This is a genomic window from Streptosporangium nondiastaticum (assembly GCF_003011965.1).
Taxonomy (GTDB): Bacteria; Actinomycetota; Actinomycetes; order Streptomycetales; family Streptomycetaceae; genus Streptomyces; species Streptomyces nondiastaticus.
The window spans coordinates 1-23,204 of the sequence record NZ_PXWG01000106.1 but is presented as its reverse complement, the minus strand read 5'-3'; the positions used below and the strand labels follow the sequence as shown (position 1 = coordinate 23,204).

At 69.8% G+C, this 23,204-nt stretch carries 19 protein-coding genes and 1 tRNA gene; 12 read left to right on the top strand and 8 right to left on the bottom strand.

Annotated elements, in window-relative coordinates:
• Nucleotides 1–1,090 (top strand): ATP-dependent helicase C-terminal domain-containing protein (locus B7P34_RS26800; protein ID WP_286157515.1); only part of this gene is annotated, 1,090 nt, incomplete at its 5' end.
• 563 nt (nucleotides 1,091–1,653) lie between these two features.
• Here the strand turns inward: B7P34_RS26800 and B7P34_RS26795 are convergent.
• From B7P34_RS26795 to polA, 4 genes are all read right to left on the bottom strand, one after another.
• Nucleotides 1,654–1,860, bottom strand: a complete 207-nt coding sequence (locus B7P34_RS26795) for a hypothetical protein (protein ID WP_106680631.1) — start codon at nucleotides 1,858–1,860, stop codon at nucleotides 1,654–1,656.
• Complete coding sequence (locus tag B7P34_RS26790) at nucleotides 1,857–2,888, bottom strand: DUF3068 domain-containing protein (protein WP_106680630.1); 1,032 nt, start codon at nucleotides 2,886–2,888, stop codon at nucleotides 1,857–1,859. Before B7P34_RS26790 ends, B7P34_RS26795 begins: the two co-directional genes overlap by 4 nt.
• Before the next feature lie 15 nt (nucleotides 2,889–2,903).
• Entirely contained in the window at nucleotides 2,904–3,038 is a 135-nt protein-coding gene (locus B7P34_RS26785; protein WP_106680628.1) for an SPW_0924 family protein, read from the bottom strand.
• Nucleotides 3,039–3,274: 236 nt separating this feature from the next.
• On the bottom strand, nucleotides 3,275–5,932 hold the full coding sequence (gene polA, locus B7P34_RS26780; RefSeq protein WP_106680635.1) for a DNA polymerase I: 2,658 nt from the start codon (nucleotides 5,930–5,932) through the stop codon (nucleotides 3,275–3,277).
• A gap of 279 nt (nucleotides 5,933–6,211) precedes the next feature.
• Here polA and B7P34_RS26775 point away from each other — a divergent pair, with 279 nt between their 5' ends.
• The 8 genes from B7P34_RS26775 (at nucleotide 6,212) to B7P34_RS26740 (ending at nucleotide 15,758) form a co-directional block, all read left to right on the top strand.
• Nucleotides 6,212–8,497 (top strand): FdhF/YdeP family oxidoreductase, encoded by a 2,286-nt coding sequence (locus B7P34_RS26775; RefSeq protein WP_106680627.1) that lies wholly within the window; start codon nucleotides 6,212–6,214, stop codon nucleotides 8,495–8,497.
• Between the two features lie 240 nt (nucleotides 8,498–8,737).
• Nucleotides 8,738–9,085, top strand: coding sequence for a PaaI family thioesterase (locus B7P34_RS26770; RefSeq protein WP_223268272.1), 348 nt, complete (start codon nucleotides 8,738–8,740; stop codon nucleotides 9,083–9,085).
• A gap of 214 nt (nucleotides 9,086–9,299) precedes the next feature.
• Nucleotides 9,300–9,695, top strand: coding sequence for a hypothetical protein (locus B7P34_RS26765; RefSeq protein ID WP_106680624.1), 396 nt, complete (start codon nucleotides 9,300–9,302; stop codon nucleotides 9,693–9,695).
• 302 nt (nucleotides 9,696–9,997) lie between these two features.
• A complete protein-coding gene (locus tag B7P34_RS26760; protein WP_106680622.1) occupies nucleotides 9,998–11,239 on the top strand; it encodes a branched-chain amino acid ABC transporter substrate-binding protein in 1,242 nt (413 codons plus the stop codon).
• A 133-nt stretch (nucleotides 11,240–11,372) separates the two neighbouring features.
• On the top strand, nucleotides 11,373–12,305 hold the full coding sequence (locus B7P34_RS26755) for a branched-chain amino acid ABC transporter permease (RefSeq protein ID WP_106680620.1): 933 nt from the start codon (nucleotides 11,373–11,375) through the stop codon (nucleotides 12,303–12,305).
• Between the two features lie 5 nt (nucleotides 12,306–12,310).
• Nucleotides 12,311–14,185 (top strand): branched-chain amino acid ABC transporter permease, encoded by a 1,875-nt coding sequence (locus tag B7P34_RS26750; protein ID WP_106680618.1) that lies wholly within the window; start codon nucleotides 12,311–12,313, stop codon nucleotides 14,183–14,185.
• A complete protein-coding gene (locus B7P34_RS26745; RefSeq protein ID WP_106680616.1) occupies nucleotides 14,182–15,045 on the top strand; it encodes an ABC transporter ATP-binding protein in 864 nt (287 codons plus the stop codon). The genes B7P34_RS26750 and B7P34_RS26745 overlap by 4 nt, the downstream gene beginning before the upstream one ends.
• Nucleotides 15,042–15,758 (top strand): ABC transporter ATP-binding protein, encoded by a 717-nt coding sequence (locus B7P34_RS26740; RefSeq protein ID WP_106680614.1) that lies wholly within the window; start codon nucleotides 15,042–15,044, stop codon nucleotides 15,756–15,758. The genes B7P34_RS26745 and B7P34_RS26740 overlap by 4 nt, the downstream gene beginning before the upstream one ends.
• Before the next feature lie 60 nt (nucleotides 15,759–15,818).
• On the opposite strand, the gene B7P34_RS26735 is transcribed toward B7P34_RS26740, so the two are convergent.
• A complete protein-coding gene (locus B7P34_RS26735) occupies nucleotides 15,819–16,400 on the bottom strand; it encodes an ANTAR domain-containing response regulator (RefSeq protein ID WP_223268271.1) in 582 nt (193 codons plus the stop codon).
• A gap of 168 nt (nucleotides 16,401–16,568) precedes the next feature.
• Here B7P34_RS26735 and B7P34_RS26730 point away from each other — a divergent pair.
• Nucleotides 16,569–16,643: transfer RNA gene (locus B7P34_RS26730), tRNA-Leu, on the top strand.
• 500 nt (nucleotides 16,644–17,143) lie between these two features.
• Entirely contained in the window at nucleotides 17,144–17,524 is a 381-nt protein-coding gene (locus B7P34_RS38875) for a hypothetical protein (RefSeq protein WP_223268270.1), read from the top strand.
• A 10-nt stretch (nucleotides 17,525–17,534) separates the two neighbouring features.
• Here the strand turns inward: B7P34_RS38875 and pyk are convergent, their stop codons facing one another.
• Both pyk and B7P34_RS26715 read right to left on the bottom strand, forming a co-directional pair.
• A complete protein-coding gene (gene pyk, locus B7P34_RS26720) occupies nucleotides 17,535–18,956 on the bottom strand; it encodes a pyruvate kinase (protein WP_106680608.1) in 1,422 nt (473 codons plus the stop codon).
• A 121-nt stretch (nucleotides 18,957–19,077) separates the two neighbouring features.
• Nucleotides 19,078–19,767, bottom strand: a complete 690-nt coding sequence (locus tag B7P34_RS26715; RefSeq protein WP_106680606.1) for an SIMPL domain-containing protein — start codon at nucleotides 19,765–19,767, stop codon at nucleotides 19,078–19,080.
• Nucleotides 19,768–19,935: 168 nt separating this feature from the next.
• On the opposite strand from B7P34_RS26715, the gene B7P34_RS26710 reads away from it, so the two are divergent.
• A complete protein-coding gene (locus B7P34_RS26710; RefSeq protein ID WP_223268269.1) occupies nucleotides 19,936–21,774 on the top strand; it encodes a bifunctional metallophosphatase/5'-nucleotidase in 1,839 nt (612 codons plus the stop codon).
• Here B7P34_RS26710 and B7P34_RS26705 read toward each other — a convergent pair.
• Nucleotides 21,730–23,204: lysine N(6)-hydroxylase/L-ornithine N(5)-oxygenase family protein (locus B7P34_RS26705; RefSeq protein ID WP_353620269.1), on the bottom strand; the 1,475-nt coding region annotated here is incomplete at its 5' end. The two genes, B7P34_RS26710 and B7P34_RS26705, sit on opposite strands and share 45 nt — an antisense overlap.

Here is a 23,204-nt window from a genome sequence, read left to right as displayed (position 1 = left end):
GGCGCGGCGCGGCGGGGACGCGTACGGCGCGCGGTGGCGCGCGGAGGCGCGGCGGCTGGAAGGCGCGCTGTCAGGCTCCGGCGCGGCTCCCGCCGCCGGCGGCGGGCTGCCGGACGACGCCGTGGCGGGGCTGGTGACCGCGCTCGCCTATCCCGAGCGGGTGGCCCGGCTGCGCGGCGAGGGCGCCTACTTGATGGTGTCCGGTACGGGGGCGCAGCTCGGGGACGGGTCGCGGCTGCGGAGCGCGCCCTGGCTCGCGGTGGCCGTCGCCGACCGGCCGGTCACGGCGGCCTCGGCGCGGGTGCTGCTCGGCGCGGTGATCGACGAGGACACGGCGCGGGCGGCCGCGGGCGCGCTGCACGCGGAGGGCGAGGAGGTCCGCTGGTCCGAGGAGCGCCGGGACGTGGTGGCGCGGCGGGTCGAGCGACTCGGCGCGGTCGAGCTGGCCTCCCGCCCGCTGGCGGAACCCGGCCCCGGGCTCGTACGGGCCGCGCTGGAGGACGGGCTGCGGCGGGAGGGCCTCGGGCTGCTGCGCTGGACGGCCGACGGGGCCGGGCTGCGGGAGCGGCTGGCCTTCCTCCACCGGGAACTGGGCGAGCCGTGGCCGGACGTCTCCGACGCCGCGCTGCTGGAGCGGCCGGACGACTGGCTCGGCTGGGAGCTGGAGCGGGCGCGGCGGCGGGCCGACCTGGAGCGGCTGGACGGCGGCCGGCTGCTGGAACGGCTCCTGCCGTGGGCGTCCGGGGACGCGGCGCGGCTGGAGGAGCTGGCTCCGGAGCGGATCCAGGTGCCGAGCGGGTCGCGGATCCGGGTGGACTACGGCGGCGGGCAGCCGGTGCTGGCCGTGAAGCTGCAGGAGCTGTTCGGCTGGCAGGAGACGCCGCGGCTCGCGGGCGGGCGGGTCCCCGTCCTCGTCCACCTGCTGTCCCCGGCGGGGCGGCCCGCGGCCGTCACGGCGGACCTGGCGTCGTTCTGGCGCGACGGCTACCGCGCGGTCCGGGCGGAACTCCGGGGCCGCTACCCCCGCCACCCCTGGCCGGAAGACCCGGCCTCAGCGGTGCCGACGCGCCGGGCGACGGGCGGCCACTGAGGGGGCGCGGGGCGCCCCCGAATTCCCGGCGCCCCCGGACTCCACGTGGGTGGTTGCGCACCACCGCGGCGCAAGGGGCGCGGCCGCTCGCCGTCGCGGCGGGATGGGATCGGCGCAGCCGCGTCCCGGCGCCCCGGCACGCCCTCCGGGCACGCCCGGTCCGGCACCGCCGGACAGCACGTACGTGGTTGCTCGCCGCCGCGGCGGAAGGGAGTCGGCCGGTCACCATCCCGGCGGGACGGGATCGGCTCCGCTGAAGTGTTTCCGCCGCGGCGGCGAGCAACCCGGCACGACCTGATCGGCGGTGCCGGATCACGCCGTGCCCGGCAGCGCCCGCCCGGCCCGGCAGGGGACCCACGGCGGAAGCCCAAGGCGGCGCATCCGCAGAACCGCCCCGCCCGGCAGGGCACCCGCGGCGCGGCCGCAGCGAACCCGCCCCCGCCCGGCAGGGCCGGGGCACACGCGGCGGCCCGTCGTCGCGGCGGAAGAGGTCCCGTTCCCGCGCACCTTTCCTTCCGCCGCGACGGCGGGTCACCACTGCGCCCCGGGCGGGGTGGCGGCCCTCAGGGGAGGTACCGCTCCACCGCCGCCGCGCCCTTCTCCTCGATGAGCCGCTTCGCGCGCTCCACCCGTTCCGGTGTCACGTCCCGGCCGGAGGCCATGACCAGGTCCTCGGGGTCGATCGGCCGTTCGCCCCCGGTGTACAGCCGGCTCGGCCGGGACGTGGTGGATCCGTCGTCCGGCTTCTCCTTCGTGGTCTTCTCCTTCACGGCGAGCCTCCTCTGCTCCGCGCGGCCCTCTTCCCCGGGGCCTGCCGCTCGGTTTTCCCTCCATCGTGTGCCTTTTGTCCGGTAAATGCACGACGAGGGCGGGCCCGGGCCTCCAGGTACAGGGCGAGGGCGGCCAGCGCGGCGCCCAGGCCCGCGCTCCCCCAGGGCAGCCAGGAGGTCAGCAGGAGGACGAGCCGCCGCTGGGAGGTCACGAGGGCGACGGTGGAGTCGACGTAGTCGGCGCGCATCTTCACGTGCCCGGCGAAGGCGGTGACGGGCTGCTTCTCGGGCCGGTCGGTCCAGCGCAGCTCCTCGCGGTGGATCTCCTCGCCGTTGACGGGGGCGCCGGTCACGGGGTCGACCCAGAACATGCGCCGGGTCGTGTACCACCGCTCCAGGCCCAGCTGGCGTAGCGCCTCGGGCGTGACCCCGAGGGGCAGCGTCTTGGGGAAGGGCACCCGGGTCCAGGGGACGGTCTGCTCGAAGTAGTAGACGTCGAGCCCCCGGAAGGAGCGGGTGCCGCGGTAGTGGATGGGCGCGGAGGTGCGGGTCTGCATGTCGAAGTAGCGGTAGTCGCGCTTCTCGACGAGGAACGGCCACTTGTACTCGATGCCGTCGCGCCGTACGGGCGTGCCGTCGACGTGTTCCCCGCCGGCGTGCACGGGCTGCTGGCCGTGGGCGTCGAACACGTACCGCTCGGGGATCTTGGAGATCATCGCCCCGTCGGGCCCGGTCATGTGGGTGAGGGTGTCCCAGACGACGACGTCGCGCCCGGTCGCGCGCCGGACCTTGCGGGCTTCTTCGACGTTGCCCTTGAGGGTCTGGACGAGGGTCACCTTGGGGACGGTCCGCGGTTCCATCCGCGCGTAGTCGACGAGCGTGGCGTCCTTCGCCTCCAGGACGGCGGTCTGGTACGTGCCCGCCGGGACCCTGGCGAGGCGGGGGTAGGCGTACCAGCGCAGCAGCGGGGCGAGGGCCGCGAGGAACACGGCCACCGCGAGAAGGACGAGGCTCGCTCTGCGGCGCACGGCGCGGCCGGCCCGTCAGGGGTGCGCGGGGGCGGAGGTGAGCAGGGGCTTGGGGGAGGTCTCGCCTTCGGGCGGGCCGATCGCGGTGACGGTGAGGACGAGGGCGAGGGCGGCGGCCAGCCCTGCGGCCGCGGCGACGAGTGCGCGCATGTGAAGCCTCCCGGCGGATCGCCCCGGATCCCCTGCAGCTGACGCCCAGTCAGGCAGGAACGGGCAGGGCACGGTAGCAACGCACGGCGCAGATGAGAACCACGCGTACGGCCCCTCTCCCCCGCGGGAGACGCGGAGGAGAGGGGCCGTACGGACATCACGGACGGACCCGGGCGGGGCCCGGTACGGGGTCCGGGCGCCCACGAGCCCTGGCCGGCCAGGGCTCGGCGCCGGGCTCAGTGCGCGGCGGACTCCCAGTCCCGCCCCACGCCGACCGACACGTCCAGCGGGGCGCGCAGCTCGACCGCGCCGGCCATCTCGCGGCGCACCAGCGCCTCGACGGCCTCCCGCTCGCCCGGAGCGATCTCCAGCACGATTTCGTCGTGGACCTGGAGCAGCATCCGGGACGCCAGCTCCCCGGCCTCCAGCGCCTTCCCCACCCGCAGCATCGCGATCTTCACGATGTCGGCGGCGGTGCCCTGGATCGGGGCGTTCAACGCCATCCGCTCGGCCATCTCACGGCGCTGGCGGTTGTCGCTGTTGAGGTCCGGGAGGTAGCGGCGGCGGCCGAGCATGGTCTCGGTGTAGCCCGTGGCGCGGGCCTCGACGACCACCCGCTGCAGGTAGTCCCGCACGCCGCCGAAGCGCTCGAAGAAGGTGTCCATCAGCTTGCCCGCCTCGCCGGGGGCGATGTTCAGCTGCTGGGACAGCCCGAACGCCGACAGGCCGTAGGCGAGGCCGTACGACATCGCCTTGATCTTCCGGCGCATCTCCGGGTCGACCTCGGTCCGCTCCACGCCGAAGACCTGGGAGGCGACGGTGGTGTGCAGGTCCTCACCGGAGTTGAAGGCCTCGATGAGGCCCTCGTCCTCGGAGAGGTGCGCCATGACCCGCAGCTCGATCTGGCTGTAGTCGGCGGTCATGAGGGACTCGTAGCCCTCGCCGACGACGAAGCCGCGGCGGATGGCCCGGCCCTCGTCCGTCCGCACCGGGATGTTCTGCAGGTTGGGCTCGGTGGAGGACAGCCGGCCCGTGGCGGCCACCGTCTGGTTGAAGGTGGTGTGGATCCGGCCGCCGGGCGCGATCGACTTGATCAGGCCCTCGACCGTGGACCGCAGCTTCGACTGCTCACGGTGCCGCAGCATGATCACCGGGAGTTCGTTCTCGGTCTGCGCCGCGAGCCACGCCAGGGCGTCGGCGTCCGTGGTGTAGCCGGTCTTGGTCTTCTTCGTCTTCGGCAGGCCGAGCTCGCCGAAGAGCACCTCCTGCAGCTGCTTGGGCGAGCCGAGGTTGAACTCGTGGCCCGCGGCCGCGTGCGCCTCCTGCACGGCCTGCTGCACCGCGGCGGCGAACTGCTGCTCCATGCGCTCCAGCCAGCCGCGGTCGGCGGCGATGCCCGCCCGCTCCATACGGGCCAGCAGCGCGCTCGTCGGCAGCTCCACATTGCGCAGCAGCTCCGCCGCACCGACCTCCTGCAGGCGCGTGGTGAACGCCGCCCCCAGGTCGAGGACCGTGCGGGCCCGGCCCATGAGGGCGTCGGCCTCGGCCTGCTCGTCGGCGCCGAAGGCCAGCTGCCCGTCGCCCGCGGCGGCCGTGGCCAGCTCCCGGCCCAGGTACTCCACCGACAGGGCGTCCAGCTCGAAGGAGCGGCGCCCGGGCTTGACCAGATAGGCGGCCAGCGCCGTGTCCATGCTGACGCCCTCGACCGTCCAGCCGTGCTCGGCGAAGACCCGCATCGCCGACTTGGCGTCATGCATGACCTTCGGCGCGCCCGCGTCGGCGCTCCAGCCCGCGAACGCCTTCTCGTCGGCCTCGTCGAGCTCCGCCGGGTCGAACCACACGGCCGGGCCCTCGCCCGTGGCCAGCGCGATCTCCGCGACCCGGCCGCTGCCCAGCTTCCAGGCGTCGACAATCGCCACGCCGAGCGGGGACGTGCCGTGCTCCGCCAGCCACGGCGCGAGCTCACCCGCCCCCAGCACCGTGCCGTCCACCTCGGCGCCCGCCGCGGGAGCGGCCTCCTCCTCGGCCTCCGCACCCGGGTCCGCGGCCAGCAGCCGGTCCCGCAGGCCCTGGTTGCGGATCTCCAGGCCCTCCAGGAACGCGATCAGCGCCTTGCGGTCGTACGCCGCGCGCCGCAGGCCCTCCGGGCCCACCGGCAGCTCGACGTCGCGCACCATCTCCGTCAGGCGGCGGTTCAGCTTGACCGCCTCCAAGTGATCACGGAGGTTCTGCCCGGCCTTGCCCTTGACCTCCTCGACGCGCTCCACCAGCTCCGCGAACGAACCGAACTGGTTGATCCACTTCGCGGCGGTCTTCTCACCCACGCCCGGAATGCCCGGCAGATTGTCCGACGGGTCGCCGCGCAGGGCCGCGAAGTCCGGATACTGCGACGGGCTCAGCCCGTACTTCTCCTGGACCTTCTCCGGCGTGAAGCGCGTCAGCTCCGAGACGCCCTTCGTCGGATACAGCACCGTGACGTCATCGGACACCAGCTGGAAGGAGTCCCGGTCGCCGGTGACGATCGAGATGTGGAAACCCTCGGCCTCGGCCTGCGTGGCCAGCGTGGCGATCACGTCATCCGCCTCGAAGCCGTCCACCGCGAACCGCGGCACCTTCATCGCATCGAGCAGCTCGCCGATCAGCTCGACCTGGCCCTTGAAGTCGTCCGGCGTCTTCGACCGCGTCGCCTTGTACTCCGGGAACTCCTCCGAGCGCCACGTCTTGCGCGACACGTCGAACGCCACGGCGAAGTGCGTGGGCGCCTCATCACGCAGGGTGTTCGCCAGCATCGACGCGAAGCCGTACACCGCGTTCGTCGTCTGGCCGGCGACCGTCGTGAAATTCTCCGCCGGCAGCGCGAAGAACGCCCGGTACGCCATCGAGTGCCCGTCCATGAGGAGCAGGCGGGGGCGACCTCCCTCCGCTGCCTCGGTGCCGGTCGGTTCGTTCGTCTTCACTGCCTTTGCTGCCACGCCCCCGATCCTGCCACGGCCCACTGACAATCCCGGCCACGCCGACCTCGCCCCGGCACCCGGCGCCGCCCCGTGACAGGATCTGAACCGTACGAGCCGTACGAGCCGTCCACACGGGCCGTCCACACGAGCCGTACAAGAAACGCGCACGGAAACCCGTACGCGACACCGCGCACCACCGACCGCTCAAGGGGGAGCGACATGGCAGGCAAGCCACCCACCGGCGATCCCGTCCAGGACGCACCGGACGTCACGGCCCCGCAGCACGCCGCCGCCGGACTGCCCGCCGTCGCCCACTCCCTGCGCATGGCCCACCAGCAGATGGGCGCCCGCCGCACCGCCCTCACCCTCCTCAAGGTCAACCAGAAAGACGGCTTCGACTGCCCCGGCTGCGCCTGGCCCGAGCCCGACAAGCGGCACGCGGCCGAATTCTGCGAGAACGGCGCCAAGGCCGTCGCCGAAGAAGCCACCCTGCGCCGCGTCACCCCCGACTTCTTCGCCCGCCACACGGTCACCGACCTCGCCGGGCGCAGCGGCTACTGGCTCGGCCAGCAGGGCCGCCTCACCCAGCCCATGTACCTGGCCGAGGGCTCCGACACCTACGAGCCGGTCACCTGGGAACGCGCCTTCGGCATCATCGCCGAGGACCTCGCCGCCCTGGACTCACCCGACGAAGCCGTCTTCTACACCTCCGGCCGCACCAGCAACGAAGCGGCCTTCCTCTACCAGCTCTTCGCCCGCGAGTTCGGCACCAACAACCTGCCCGACTGCTCCAACATGTGCCACGAGTCCTCCGGCTCGGCACTCTCCGAGACGATCGGCATCGGCAAGGGCAGCGTCCTCCTGGAAGACCTCTACAAGGCCGACCTGATCATCGTCGCCGGCCAGAACCCGGGCACCAACCACCCCCGCATGCTCAGCGCCCTGGAGAAGGCCAAGCGCGGCGGCACGAAGATCATCACGGTCAACCCGCTCCCCGAAGCCGGCCTGGAGCGCTTCAAGAACCCGCAGAACGCCCGCGGCCTCGCCGGCGGCGGCACCGCCCTCACCGACCTCTTCCTGCAAATCCGCCTCGGCGGCGACCAGGCGCTCTTCCGCATGCTGGGCCGGCTCGTCCTGGAGACCGAGGGCGCCGTCGACACCACGTTCGTCGACGAGCACACCCACGGCTTCGAAGACTTCCGGCGCACCGCCCTCACCGCCGACTGGGACGAGACCCTCAAGGCCACCGGCCTGAGCCGCGCGGAGATCGAGCAGGCCCTCGCCATGATCCTCGCCTCCAAGCGCACCATCGCCTGCTGGGCCATGGGCCTCACCCAGCACAAGCACGCCGTCCCCACCATCAAGGAGGTCGTCAACCTCCTGCTCCTCCGCGGCGACATCGGCCGCCCCGGCGCCGGCGTCTGCCCCGTCCGCGGCCACAGCAACGTCCAGGGCGACCGCACCATGGGCATCTTCGAACGCCCCGCCCCCGCCTTCCTCGACGCCCTGGAGAAGGAGTTCGGCTTCACCCCGCCGCGCGAACACGGCCTTGACGTCGTCCGCGCCATCCGCGCGCTCCGCGACGGACAGGCCAAGGTCTTCTTCGCCATGGGCGGCAACTTCGTCTCCGCCACCCCCGACACCGACGTCACCGAAGCCGCCGTCCGGCGCGCCCGCCTCACCGTCCACGTGTCCACCAAGCTCAACCGCTCCCACGTGGTCACCGGAGCCCGCGCCCTCATCCTCCCCACCCTCGGCCGCACCGAGCGCGACCGCCAGGCGAGCGGCGAGCAATTCGTCACCGTCGAGGACTCCATGGGCATGGTCCACGCCTCCCGCGGCGGCCTGAAGCCCGCGAGCCCCCACCTGCTCTCGGAACCCGCCATCGTCTGCCGCCTGGCCCGGCGTGTGCTCGGCGACGCCTCCCCCACCCCCTGGGAGACCTTCGAGCAGGACTACGGCACGATCCGCGACCGCATCGCCCGCGTCATCCCCGGCTTCGAGGACTTCAACGCCCGCGTCGCCCGCCCCGGCGGCTTCACCCTGCCCCACGCCCCCCGCGACGAGCGCCGCTTCCCCACCGCCACCGGCAAGGCCAACTTCACCGCCGCCCCCGTCGAGTATCCGCACGCCCCCGAAGGCCGGCTGCTCCTGCAGACCCTGCGCTCGCACGACCAGTACAACACCACCATCTACGGCCTCGACGACCGCTACCGCGGCATCAAGAACGGCCGCCGCGTCGTCCTCGTCAACCCCGACGACGCACGCGAACTCGACCTCGCCGACGGCAGCTACGCCGACCTCGTCAGCGAATGGACCGACGGCACCGAACGCCGCGCCGCGGGCTTCCGCGTCGTCCACTACCCCACGGCCCGCGGCTGCGCCGCCGCCTACTACCCCGAGACGAACGTCCTCGTCCCGCTCGACCACACCGCCGACACCAGCAACACCCCGGCCAGCAAGTCGCTGGTCGTCAGGATCGAGCGGACGGAACGGACCGACTGATCCGAGGGGAAGAGCGACCCGGCCGGCTGACTACGGTTGCTGACGACAGTTACTGACGACGGTTGACGGCAGGGCCGTTGAACTGAAAAAACGTTCACACCACAACGGCCGACGGTGATCGGAGCACGAGGCATGGGCGAGCACGGCAAGACCACGTTCCCGCAGGAGGTCCTGGACCAGTGGGCCGGCAGCGGGCTCGACCTGCCCGCCCTCTTCTCCGCCGGGCACCTCGGCGAGCGCATGGGCGTGCGCGTCGTCGAGGCCTCCGCCGACCGCGTGGTCGGCACCATGCCCGTCGAAGGCAACACCCAGCCGTACGGGCTGCTGCACGGCGGCGCCTCCGCCGTCCTCGCCGAAACCCTCGGCTCCGTCGGCGCCATGCTGCACGGCGGCCCCTCCCGGATCGCCGTCGGCGTCGACCTCAACTGCACCCACCACCGGGGCGTCCGCTCCGGGCTGGTGACCGGCGTCGCCACACCGGTGCACCGGGGGCGCACCACCGCCACGTACGAGATCGTCGTCACCGACGAGCAGGACAAGCGGGTGTGCTCGGCACGGCTCACGTGCGTCATCCGCGACGCGGGGTGACCGGCGCCGGCAAAGCCTGACCGCCGGTGCGGGGTGACCGGCGTCGCCGAGGCTCGACACTGTGGTGCGGGGTGACCGGCGTCGCCGAGGCCTGACCGCCGCTGCGGGTGGCTGCGCGTTCCGCCGGACCCTCGCCGCAGGAGTAGCGGACCGGCGGTGCCGAACTGCCGCATGACGGGTTCCCCGTACCGCGGACGCGCCGTACCTTCCCCGCATGCGGGCATCTGTACGCGGCCGACTGACCTGTGCGTCACTGCTGCTGGCCGCCGTCCTCACCGGCTGCGGAGACCCCGGCTCCGGCTCCGCAGCCGGCCCCTCCCCGAGCTCCCCCTCACCCGACTCCCCCGTGCAGCTGTGCACGCGGCTCATCTCGTACTGGGCCGAGCAGGACATCATCGGGAGCAGGTGGGCCGGGCTCGACTGGGAGCAGAAGGGCCTGTCGAACGAGCAGTTCGGCCTCTACGACGACATCGTGCAGGAGGCCCGCGCCGAGCAGCGCCGGCGCGGGAAGGACGCGGCGCTCGAACTGGTCCGGCGCCGGTCCGCCGAGCGCTGCGCGGCCGCGAACGGAGCGACGCACAGCTCCGAGAACTGGCGGCCCCCGACATAACGTTGTGTAACCGTGGGGCGGGGCGGGAAGCGTAGGGACGGCGACACGAGCGCGGTCGGCACGGCCCGGAACCCCCTTCCCCCACCCACGACCGCTTAGCGGAACTGCACTTTCTGGCTCCGCACTCGGGGGACAAATCACCATCCGCGAAGATCATTCGCTCAGCGCTGCTACACAAAATTCCCCAGAAGTGATCTGCGTCATAACAAGACAGTCACATCATGGCCAGCACCTCTGCCCCCCGTCGCCGCACCCCCTTAGAGTCACGGCCAGTCACCGCCCCGCCGGGGAAAGGACACACCGTGCGCCATCGTCCCCTGCTCCTCCTCACCAGCACCCTCGCCGCCGGCGCGCTCACCCTGAGCGCCTGCGGCTCACGCGACGAAGGCGGCAAGAGCGACAACGACAACGGCGGCGGCACGCAGACCACCGTGGTCATCGGCGTCGACGCCCCGCTGACCGGCTCCCTCTCCGCCCTCGGCCAGGGCATCAAGAACTCCGTCGACCTGGCCGCCCGCACCGCCAACAAGAACAAAGAAGTCAAGGGCGTCACCTTCCGCACCGAGACCCTCGACGACCAGGCCGTCCCCGCCTCCGGCCAGCAGAACGCCACCAAACTCGTCGCCGACAAAGCCGTGCTCGGCGTCGTCGGCCCCCTCAACTCGGGCGTCTCCCAGTCCATGCAAGGCGTCTTCGCCCGCGCCGACCTCACCCAGGTCTCCCCCGCCAACACCAGCCCCGAGCTCAGCCAGGGCGACAGCTGGCTCAAGGGAGACAAGAAACGCCCCTTCAAAACCTACTTCCGCACCGCCACCACCGACATCATCCAAGGCCGCTTCGCCGCCCAGTACGCCTTCAACGACGCCAAAAAGAAAAAGGCCTTCATCGTCGACGACAAACAGACCTACGGCGTCGGCCTCGCCTCCATCTTCGGCCAGGAATTCAAACGCCTCGGCGGCGAAGTCGTCGGCACCGACCACATCACCGTCAAGGAGACCGACTTCTCCAGCGTCGCCGACAAAGTCAGGAACAGCGGCGCCGACATCGTCTACTACGGCGGCCAGTACCCCGAGGGCGGCCTCCTCTCCGACCAGGTCAAAAAGGCCGGAGCCCGCATCCCCCTCATGGGCGGCGACGGCATCTACGACCCCGCCTTCATCAAGGCCTCCAGCGAGAGCAACGACGGCGACCTCGGCACCTCCGTCGGCTACCCCGTCGAAGAACTCGACTCCGCCAAGACCTTCGTCCAGAACTACAAGGCAGCCGACTACAAAGACCCCTACGCGGCCTACGGCGGCTACTCCTACGACGCGGCCTGGGCCATCATCCAGGCCGTCAAGAGCGTCGTCACCGCCAACAACGGAAAGCTCCCCGCCGACGCCCGCGCCAAAGTCACCGAAGCGATGGGCAAAGTCTCCTTCGAAGGAGTCACCGGAAAGGTCTCCTTCGACGAATTCGGCGACACCACCAACAAACAACTGACCGTCTACCAGGTCAAGGGCGACGCCTGGAAGTCCGTCAAGAGCGCCACCTTCAAGGACTGAGCAGCTCCAAGCCCTGAGCACCTTCAGGGACCGAACACCCACCGCACCCAACCGGACCCCGGCCCACCGCGCGAGGAAGCGTCCCACGCCCTCGCGCGGACCCGCATCCGACACCCGCATCGGAGGCCCAGCGGTGCACCAACTGCCGCAAACGCTGGTCAACGGACTCGCCCTCGGTGCCCTCTACGGCCTCATCGCCATCGGGTACACCATGGTCTACGGCATCGTCCAGCTCATCAACTTCGCCCACGGCGAGATCGTCATGATCGGAGCCTTCGGCGCCCTCACCATCCACCTCTGGCTCCCCGGCGACACCCCCCTCCCCGCCGCCCTCCCCCTCATGCTCATCGGCGGCGCCGTGGCCTCCGTCGCCGTCGCCACCGCGGCGGAACGCTTCGCCTACCGGCCCCTGCGCACCGCCCCCAGACTCGCCCCCCTCATCACCGCCATCGGCCTCTCCATCGCCCTCCAGCAAATCGTCTGGGCCTTCTACCCCGACGCCAAGAAATCCCGCGGATTCCCGCAGTTCCAGGGCGACGCCTTCGAACTCGCCGGCAACCTCCACCTCCAGCGCGACGACCTCTTCGTCCTCGCCGCCGCACCCCTGTGCATGCTCGCCCTCGGCCTCTTCGTCGCCCGAAGCCGCACCGGCCGCGCCATGCAAGCCACCGCCCAGGACCCCGACACCGCAAAACTCATGGGCATCAACACCGACCGCATCATCGTCCTGGCCTTCGCCATCGGCGGCGCCTTCGCCGCCGTCGCCGCCGTCGCCCAGGGACTCCGCGCCGGACAGATCAACTTCGAAATGGGCTTCATCCTCGGCCTCAAAGCCTTCACCGCAGCCGTCCTCGGCGGCATCGGCAACATCTACGGAGCCATGCTCGGCGGAGTCGTCCTCGGCATCGCCGAAGCCGCCGCCTCCACCTACATCCAGCACATCCCCGGAATGCAGCAACTCGGCGGAGGCGGCTGGAAGGACGTCTGGGCCTTCGCCCTCCTCATCCTCGTCCTCCTCATCAGGCCCCAAGGGCTGCTCGGCGAACGCGTCGCGGATCGGGCGTGAGAGCAATGAACCCACACACCACACCAGCAGCAACGAAAGCAACGGAAACACCCGCCGCCCAAACCGCCCCCCTCATCCCCCTCCCCCTCACCACCGCACGCGCACTCACCGCCACCGGCGCCCTCCTCAGCGCCGCCTCCACCTTCCTCTCCTGGACCTGGACCACCCGCTTCCCCGGCAACCTCACCGTCAACGGCTACCCCGGCGGCCTCCAGCTCCTCACCCTCACCGGCGCCCTCCTCACCCTCGCCTACACCCTCACCACCTGGAACATCCCAGGCCTCCGCTGGCTCAACCCCGCCGGCAGCAACAACGCCACCGCGCTCCTCGCCACCGCCACCCTCGCCACCACCTGGTACACCCTCGTCACCATCGCCGTACAACTCGGCGGACTCGCCAACCTCGAACCCGGCGGCTACACCGCCGCCCTCGCCACCCTCCTCACCCTCCTCGGCACCCTCGCCCTCCCCCTCGACCGGCACACCGAGGACACCGACGGCACCGAGGACACCCAGGACGCCACACCGGGCACCGGCCGCCCAAAGGCCACCACCCGCGCCCGGGCACTCGCCCGCACCGCCCTCCGCACCATCCGCCCCGGCCACCCCCACCAGCAGCCACCGCCACCCCGGCCCCTGCCCCCCTGGGCCGAAATCCTCATCATCGCCGCAGCCTTCGGCATCGCCCTCGGCATCGTCACCTACGGCATCGGCACCGCCTACGGCGAACTCTTCACCGGCTTCCTGCTCCTGGCCGGCCTCGGCACCGCCGGCCTCGCCCGAGCCGGACTCCTGGGCCGGCTCACCGCACTGACCGCCAAACACCGCACGCCCACCGTCACCGCCGCCTTCATCGCCGCAGCCCTCTTCCCCCTCACCCAGGACACCGACCAATACACCCTCATCGCCGTCAACATCCTGATCTTCTCGACCGTCGCCCTCGGCCTCAACGTCGTCGTCGGCCTCGCCGGCCTCCTCGACCTCGGCTACGTCGCCTTCCTCGGCGTCGGCGCCTACACCGCCGCCCTCGTCTCCGGCACCACCGCATCCACCCTCGACATCCACTTCCCCTTCTGGGCCGCCGTCCTCACCGGCGCCGCCGCCTCACTCGTCTTCGGCGTCGTCATCGGCGCCCCCACCCTCCGGCTGCGCGGCGACTACCTCGCCATCGTCACCCTCGGCTTCGGCGAGATCTTCCGCATCACCGTCGGCAACCTCAACGGCGAATCCGGCCCCTCCCTCACCAACGGCCCCAACGGCATCCCCAACATCCCCGACCTCGTCCTCTTCGGCTACTCCTTCGGCGACACCCACCACCTCGGCACCATCGCCCTCAACCCCTTCGCCAACTACTACCTCCTCATGCTCCTCTTCACCGTCATCGTCGTCCTCGTCTTCAGCCGCGCCGGCAACTCCCGCATCGGCCGCGCCTGGATCGCCATCCGCGAAGACGAAACCGCCGCCACCGCCATGGGCATCAACGGCTTCCGCCTCAAACTCCTCGCCTTCGCCCTCGGCGCCACCCTCGCCGGACTCGCCGGAACCGTCCAAGCCCACGTCGCCTACACCGTCGTCCCCGAGCAATACGTCTTCGCCGGACCCGTACCCCCCAACTCCGCCTTCCTCCTCGCAGCAGTCATCCTCGGCGGCATGGGCACCATCAGCGGCCCCCTCCTCGGCGCCGCCCTCCTCTACCTCATCCCCGCCAAACTCCAATTCCTCCAGGACTACCAACTCCTCGCCTTCGGCGCCGCCCTCATCCTCCTCATGCGCTTCCGCCCCGAAGGCCTCATCCCCAACCGCCGCCGCCAACTCGAATTCCACGACACAACCACCACCGGCCCCGGCACCCTCACCCACCCGGAGGCGTCCACCCCATGACAGCCACCGACGCCCCCGCCCCCGTCCTCACCGCCACCGGCGTCACCATGCGCTTCGGCGGCCTCACCGCCGTACACGACGTCGACCTCACCGTCCACCACAACGAAATCGTCGGCCTCATCGGACCCAACGGCGCCGGCAAAACCACCTTCTTCAACTGCCTCACCGGCCTCTACACCCCCACCGAAGGCACCGTCACCTACAAGAGCAGCGCCCTACCCCCCAAACCCCACCTCGTCACCAAAGCCGGCATCGCCCGCACCTTCCAGAACATCCGCCTCTTCGCCAACATGACCGTCCTCGAAAACGTCCAAGTCGGCCGCCACACCCGCACCAAAGAAGGCCTCTTCTCCGCCCTCCTCCGCGGCCCCGCCTTCCGCCGCGCCGAAAAAGCATCCGAAGAACGCGCCATGGAACTCCTCGCCTTCACCGGACTCGCCCCCAAACGCGACCACCTCGCCCGCAACCTCCCCTACGGAGAACAACGCAAGCTCGAAATCGCCCGCGCCCTCGCCAGCGACCCCGGACTCCTCCTCCTCGACGAACCCACCGCCGGCATGAACCCCCAGGAAACCCGCGCCACCGAAGCACTCGTCCACGCCATCCGCGCCCAAGGCACCGCCGTCCTCGTCATCGAACACGACATGCGCTTCATCTTCACCCTCTGCGACCGCGTCGCCGTCCTCGTCCAAGGCGAAAAACTCACCGAAGGCACAGCAGATACCGTCCAGGCCGACGAACGCGTCATCGCGGCGTACCTGGGCACGCCCTTCGAAGGAGCGCCCGGAGAAGAAGAGGCGGCGGAAGTCGCCGCCGCCGAAGCCCGCACAGAAGAGACGCAAGAGGGGGACCAGCGATGACCGCCCTCCTCGAAGTCGACAACCTCCGCGTCGCCTACGGCAAGATCGAAGCCGTCAAAGGCATCAGCTTCACCGTCGAAACCGGCCAGATCGTCACCCTCATCGGCACCAACGGCGCCGGCAAGACCACCACCCTGCGCACCCTCTCCGGCCTCCTCAAACCCCTCAGCGGCACCATCCGCTTCGACGGACGCCCCCTGACCGGCGTCCCCGCCCACCGCATCGTCGCCCTCGGCCTCGCCCACTCCCCCGAAGGCCGCCACATCTTCCCCCGCCTCACCATCACGGAAAACCTCCAGCTCGGAGCGTTCCTCCGGAAGGACGCGGAGGGCATCGCGAAAGACGTACGACGCGTCTACGACCTCTTCCCCATCCTCGGCGAACGCGCACGCCAAGCCGCCGGCACCCTCTCCGGCGGCGAACAGCAGATGCTCGCCATGGGCCGCGCCCTGATGTCCCGCCCCAAGCTCCTCATGCTCGACGAACCCTCCATGGGCCTCTCGCCGATCATGATGCAGCGGATCATGGCCACCATCACCGAGCTCAAGGCCTCCGGCACGACCATCCTGCTCGTCGAACAGAACGCCCAGGCCGCGCTCTCCCTGGCCGACCGCGGCCACGTCATGGAAATCGGGAAGATCGTCCTCTCCGGAACCGGCGCGGACCTCCTCCACGACGAATCCGTGCGGAAGGCGTACCTGGGCGAAGACTGATGAGGGCCCGTGTCCGGTACGGACACGGGCCCTCATCAGTCAGTGCGGCTACGGCCGGGGCTACTGCCCCTTCGCCGCCTTCTTCTCCTCGGCGTCCTCGATGACCGCCTCGGCCACCTGCTGCATCGACAGCCGGCGGTCCATCGACGTCTTCTGGATCCAGCGGAACGCCGCCGGCTCGGTCAGGCCGTACTGCGTCTGCAGGATGCTCTTCGCCCGGTCCACCAGCTTCCGCGTCTCCAGCCGCTGAGAAAGATCCGCGACCTCCTTCTCCAGGGCCTTCAGCTCCGTGAAGCGGGAGACGGCCATCTCGATGGCCGGGACGACGTCGCTCTTGCTGAACGGCTTCACGAGGTAGGCCATCGCACCGGCGTCCCGGGCCCGCTCGACGAGCTCGCGCTGCGAGAAGGCGGTGAGCATGAGGACGGGCGCGATCGAATCGCGGGCGATCTGCTCGGCGGCGGAGATCCCGTCGAGGACGGGCATCTTCACGTCGAGGATCACCAGATCGGGCTTGTGCTCCCGGGCCAGCGCGACCGCGGTCTCGCCGTCGCCCGCCTCGCCCACGACGGAGTAGCCCTCTTCCTCAAGCATCTCTTTGAGGTCGAGCCGGATCAGGGCCTCGTCCTCGGCGATCACCACGCGGGTGACATGGGGAGGGGTGTGCGTCGGCTCGTCGTCGACGGGCGGGGTGGGCTCGGCGGCGGTCACGGGTCTCCTCGTTCCAGGGCAAGGTGCTGCTCGCATGAGCCTACCTAGGTCATGTAGTTTTGAGCACTGAGGAGGTATACACTTCCCTTAGATTGCAAGGCCCCGGTAGCCCAATCGGCAGCAGGCAATGGTCTCAAACACCATACAGTGTCGGTTCGAATCCGACCCGGGGCACTTTACCTTCGATTCGAAGGCAAGGTCAGCGGACCCAACGGCTGGGATCCTTCACTCTCGACAGTGAACATTGCTTCGAATCCCCCCTTCCGCAGCACGGGCAAGACAGGCTCGTAGCTGTGTACGACATCAGAACGCGCCATCGCGCATTGGCCCTCGTCAACCAGGGTCGCAGCCTCAACTCCGTGAGCAAGGAGACCGGGATATCCCGGTACGCAATCCGCTCATGGCAGGCCAGAATCGAGCCCGCCTACCCCACGGGCGCTCCATGCTGGGGATGCGCCACAGACCAGCAGCAGCCTCGGGCCTCTGCCGCCTACGTCTACCTGTTCGGCCTCTATCTCGGGGACGGCTGCATCAGCAAGCAGAAGAGCGGCACCTACGCCCTCCGTATCGCATGCGCAGACGCGTGGCCCGGGCTCATCGTGGCGTGCCGGGAGGCAATCAGGGCAGTCCGCCCCGAGAACCGCGTGTGCATCGTGCAAAAGCAAGGCTGCGTGATGGTCACCAGCACCAGCAAGCACTGGCCGTGCCTCTTCCCGCAGCATGGATCAGGCAAGAAGCACGAGCGGGCGATCGCCTTGCAGCCCTGGCAGCAAGAGCTCGTGGACGCCCACCCTTGGGAGCTACTCCGCGGACTCATCCACTCGGACGGCTGCCGCGTCACCAACTGGACGAGCCGCCTCGTCAATGGAGTTCCCAAGCGCTACGAGTATCCGCGGTACTTCTTCACCAACAAGTCGGCGGACATCCGGCAGATCTACACGGACACTCTCGACACCGTGGGCGTCGAGTGGAAGCAGCCGAACGCCTTCAACATCTCCGTCGCCCGCAAGGCATCCGTCGCCCTCATGGACACCCACATAGGCCCCAAGCACTGACGTAGTCGGCCTACTCCTCACCGATGTGGTGCACCCGCACCATATTCGTCGTGCCCGGCGTCCCCGGCGGCGAGCCCGCCGTGATGATCACCCGGTCCCCCTTCCGGCACCGGCCGATCCTCAGCAGGTACTCATCCACCTGGTCGACCATCTCGTCCGTCGTCTGGACCATCGGGCCCAGGAACGTCTCCACCCCCCACGTCAGGCTCAGCTGGGCCGCCGTCGACGCCTCGGGCGTGAACGCCAGCAGGGGGATCGGTGAGCGGTACCGGCTCAGGCGGCGGACCGTGTCGCCGGATTGGGTGAAGGCGACGAGGAACTTCGCTTCCAGGAAGTCACCCATTTCGGCCGCGGCGCGGGCCACCGAGCCGCCCTGGGTGCGGGGCTTGCTCCGCTCGCTCAGGGGCGGGAGGCCCTTCGCGAGGAGGTCCTCTTCCGCCGCGGCCACGATGCGGCCCATGGTCTTGACCGTCTCGACGGGGTACTTGCCGACGCTCGTCTCGCCGCTGAGCATGACCGCGTCCGTGCCGTCGATGACGGCGTTGGCGACGTCCGACGCCTCCGCGCGGGTCGGGCGGGAGGCGTCGATCATCGAGTCGAGCATCTGCGTCGCCACGATGACCGGCTTCGCGTTCCGCTTCGCGAGCTTGATCGCTCGCTTCTGCACGATCGGGACCGTTTCCAGTGGCATTTCGACGCCGAGGTCGCCGCGCGCGACCATGATGCCGTCGAAGGCGGCGATGATGCCGTCGAGGTTCTCCACGGCCTGCGGCTTCTCGATCTTGGCGATGACGGGGAGGCGGCGGCCTTCCTCGCCCATGACGCGGTGGACGTCGGCGACGTCGTCCGCGCTGCGGACGAAGGACAGGGCGATGATGTCGACGCCGGTGCCGAGCGCCCAGCGCAGGTCCTCGACGTCCTTGTCGGAGAGGGCGGGGACGGAGACGGCGACGCCGGGGAGGTTGAGGCCCTTGTGGTCGGAGACCATGCCGCCCTCGATGACGATGGTGCGGACGCGCGGGCCGTCGACCTCGACGACTTCCAGAGTGACGCGGCCGTCGTCGACGAGGATGCGCTCTCCCCGGCTGACGTCGCCGGCGAGGCCGTCGTAAGTGGTGCCGCAGGTGTGGCGGTCGCCTTCGACGGGCTCGACGGTGATGGTGAACTCGTCGCCGCGTTCAAGGAGTACGGGGCCTTCACGGAAGCGGCCGAGGCGGATCTTCGGGCCTTGAAGGTCGGCGAGGACGCCGACGCTGCGGCCGGCTTCCTCGGCCGCCTTGCGTACGCGCTGGTAGCGGGCCTCGTGGTCGGCGTAGGTGCCGTGGCTGAGGTTGAAGCGGGCTACGTCCATTCCGGCGTCGACGAGTGCCTTGATCTGCTCGTACGAGTCGGTGGCGGGCCCGAGGGTGCAGACGATTTTTGCTCGGCGCATGTTTCGACCTTATGACCTACCGGTGGGTAGTGGATCCGTCGCCGGCGACAGCCCAACGGCCTTTCGGTAAAAGGTTTTTGACAATGCATGAACGTGCGCGTGCGCGCTCCGATGAGCGGCTTCAGAGTTGGGGCGGGGTCATGGTGAAGCGGGCGTTGACCTGGGCGTGGACGGTCTGGCGCTGGGGTTCGAGATCCAGTTCGGGTTCGGCGGCGGCTCCGGCTGCTCCGTATCCGCCGCGGGCCGTCCCGGGGTAGCCCATGTGCTCGGCTCCGTCGTCGGCGAGTTCGAGGAGGGCGGTGAGGCGGGCTCCGAGGGCGTCGGCGTATTCGCGGGCGCGCTGGACGGCTTCTTGGACGGCGAGGCGGCGGGCTTCGCGGTGTGCGGGTGAGTCGGGGCGGAGGGACCACCAGGGGCCGGTGATCTCGGTGAGGGGGAGGTCGGCGAGGCCGGTGGTGAGTTCGCCGAGGACGGTGAAGTCGTTGAGGGTGGCGGTGAGGTAGACGCTGCCTTGGTAGGAGCGGACGCGTTCGTGGCGGCCCTTGTTGGCGAACTGGGGGGCCACGGTGATGAGGCCGGTTTCGATTCTTTCGACGGCGTCGCCGTAGGACTTGATGAGGTCGAGGGCTCTGGTGTTGCGGCGGGTGAGGTCGTCGAGGGTGGTGGTGCGGTCGGTGTTGCGTGCGGTGACGGCGATGTTGATGTGGGCGATTTCGGGGTCGACTTCGAGGCGGGCTTCGCCGCGGACGGAGACGCGGGGGGTGTCGGGGGTGCCGTAGGGCAGGGGCGTGGCGGGTGCGGGTGTGGTCATGGGTTCAGTGTGGCCCGGTTCTTCCGGTGGGTCACCGGGGATTTCCCGGTGGGGGTCGCGGGGTTACTGGGGAGTCACCGGATCGCAACCTTGGGAGGGTGTCGCGGGTGGGGTGGGGCGGGCCAGAATCTACGCGCGTTGTCGTGATGTGACCGTCACGACCGGACCATGAGCGACTTTTGGGGAGAAGAAGTGCCGCTGAACCGGAGGAATTTTCTGGGGCGTACCGCCGCGACGGGTGCGGGGGTCGCGCTTGTGGGGGCGGTGGGTGCCGGGTCGGCCGAAGCGCAGGGGGTGGATGCGGGTCTTGTGGGTGGCCGGGGGAGGCGGAAGTACTCGTTCACGGTGATGGGGACGACGGATCTGCACGGGAACGTCTTCAACTGGGACTACTTCACGGATGCGGAGTTCGACGACAAGGCGCACAACGATGTGGGTCTGGCGAAGATTTCGACGCTGGTGAATCAGGTGCGGTCGGAGAAGGGGCGCCGTAATACCCTGCTGATTGATGCGGGGGATACGATTCAGGGTACGCAGTTGTCGTATTACTACGCCAAGGTGGATCCGATCACCAAGGCGCATGGTCCGGTGCATCCGATGGCGCAGGCGATGAATGCGATCGGGTATGACGCGGCGGCCCTGGGGAACCATGAGTTCAATTATGGTATTCCGGTGCTGCGGAAGTTCGAGGAGCAGTGTGACTTTCCGCTGCTGGGGGCGAATGCGCTGGACGCGAAGTCGTTGCGGCCGGCGTTCGCTCCGTATGTGATGAAGCGGGTGTGTGCGCCGTTCGGTCGTGATGTGAAGGTGGCGATTCTGGGGTTGACGAATCCGGGGATCGCGATCTGGGACAAGGCGAATGTCCAGGGGAAGATGGTGTTCCCGGGTCTGGAGGAGCAGGCGGCGAAGTGGGTGCCGCGGCTGCGTTCGATGGGTGCGGATGTGGTGATCGTGGCGGCGCATTCGGGTTCGAGCGGGACGTCTTCGTATGGTGATCAGTTGCCGTATGTGGAGAATGCGGCGGCTTTGGTGGCGGAGCAGGTGCCGGGGATCGACGCGATTCTGGTGGGTCATGCGCACACGGAGATCCCGGAGTACCGGGTGGCGAACAAGAAGACGGGCAAGCAGGTGGTGCTGTCGGAGCCGTTGAAGTGGGGTCAGCGGCTGACGCTCTTCGACTTCGGTCTGGTGTGGGAGCGGGGCCGGTGGCAGGTGGAGTCGGTGTCGGCGAAGGTGCTGAACTCGAACACGGTGCCCGAGGACAAGAAGATCACTCGGTTGCTGCGTGATGAGCACGAGAAGGTCGTGGCGTATGTGAACCAGGTGATCGGTACGTCGACGGCGGCGATGAGTGCGGCGGAGGCGGCGTACAAGGACACCCCGGTCATCGACTTCATCAATCACGTGCAGAAAGAGACGGTGAGGGCGGCGCTGGCGGGTACGGCGTACGCGTCGCTGCCGGTGTTGTCGCAGGCGTCGTGTTTTTCGCGGACGGCGGGGGTGCCGGCGGGGAAGGTCTCGATCCGTCAGGTGGCGGGGCTGTATCCGTTTGAGAACACGCTGGAGGCGCGGGTGCTGACGGGTGCGCAGCTGCGGGATTATCTGGAGTTCTCGGCGCATTATTATGTGCGGACGCCGGCGGGTGTTCCGGTGGATCCGGCGAAGCTGACGAATGCGGAGAGCATTCCGGATTATAACTATGACGTGGTCAGCGGCCTCTCGTACGAGATCGATATCGCGAAGGCGCCGGGGGCGCGGGTCACGAGGCTGATGTTCGACGGGAAGCCGCTGGACGACGCGGCCGAGTTCGTCCTGGCGGTGAACAATTACCGGGCCAGTGGTGGGGGTAATTTCCCGCACGTGGCGCGGGCGAAGCAGGTGTGGGCCAACTCGGAGGAGATCCGTAACACGATCATTTCCTGGGTGAAGGCGCAGGGGACGATCGATGTGGGGCGTTTTGCGTCAGTGGACTGGAAGCTGACGCGGGATGGTGCGCCGGTCTTCTGATCCGGTGGTGCGGGGTCGTGGCTGCGGTCGCGGTTCCAGGCCGAATGTGGTGAAGGCGGTCCGCTCCGGGAGGGGGTAGACCGCCTTTCCTGTGATGGCGTTGAGGATGGTGGCGCTGCGCCAGGCGGCGAGGCCGAGGTCGGGGGTGCCGACGCCGTGGGTGTGGCGTTCGGCGTTCTGGACGTGGATGGCGCCGCGGACGAGGGGGTCGAGGACGAGGCGGTGGTTCTCGTCGATGCGGGGGCGTTCGCTGTGGTCGCGGCGGATGTAGGGGTCGAGGGCGGCGAGGAGGGTGTCGACGGGGCGTTCGCGGTAGCCGGTGGCGAGGATGACGGCGTCGGTGGTGATGCGGGAGCGGGTGCCTTGCTGGGCGTGTTCGAGGTGGAGTTCGACGCGGGTGGTGCCGACGCGGCCTGCGGTGCGGACGAAGACGCCGGGGGTGAGGACGGTGTCGGGCCAGCCGCCGTGGAGGCTGCGGCGGTAGAGCTCGTCGTGGATGTCGGCGAGGGTTTCGGCGGCGATGCCCTTGTGGAGCTGCCATTGCTGGGGGAGGAGTTGGTTGCGTACGGGTTCGGGGAGGGCGTGGAAGTAGCGGGTGTAGTCGGGGGTGAATTGTTCGAGGCCGAGTTTGCTGTATTCCATGGGGGCGAAGGCGGGGGTGCGGGCGAGCCAGTGGAGTTTTTCGCGGCCGGCGGGGCGGTTGCGGAGGAGGTCGAGGAAGACTTCGGCGCCGGATTGGCCTGAGCCGATGACGGTGATGTGTTCGGCGGCGAGGATGCGTTCGCGGTGGTCGAGGTAGTCGGCGGAGTGGATGACGGGGACGGCGGGGGCGTCGACGAGGGGGCGGAGGGGGTCGGGGACGTGGGGGGCGGTGCCGACGCCGAGGACGAGGTTGCGGGTGTAGGTGCGGCCTAGGGCTTCGGCTTCGCCGTCGGTGTCGAGCTGGGTGAAGTCGATTTCGAAGAGGCTGCGTTCGGGGTTCCAGCGGATGGCGTCGATCTGGTGGCCGAAGTGGAGGCCGGGGAGTTGCCGGCTGACCCAGCGGCAGTAGGAGTCGTATTCGGCGCGCTGGATGTGGAAGCGCTCGGCGAAGTAGAAGGGGTAGAGGCGTTCGCGTGATTTGAGGTAGTTGAGGAAGCTCCAGGGGCTGGTGGGGTCGGCGAGGGTGACGAGGTCGGCGAGGAAGGGGACCTGGAGGGTGGTGCCGTCGATGAGGAGGCCGGCGTGCCAGCGGAAGGTGTGGTTCTGGTCGTAGCAGGCGGTGCGGAGGCCGGGGATGCCGTGGGCGAGGGCGGCGAGGGAGAGGTTGAAGGGGCCGATGCCGATGCCGGCGATGTCGAGGGGCTGGTCGGGGGTGGTCTGGGGGGATGCGGGGGAGGTCTGGGCCTGGGGTGCGGGGTCGGGCTGGGGTGCCGGCGGGGTGTCGGGGG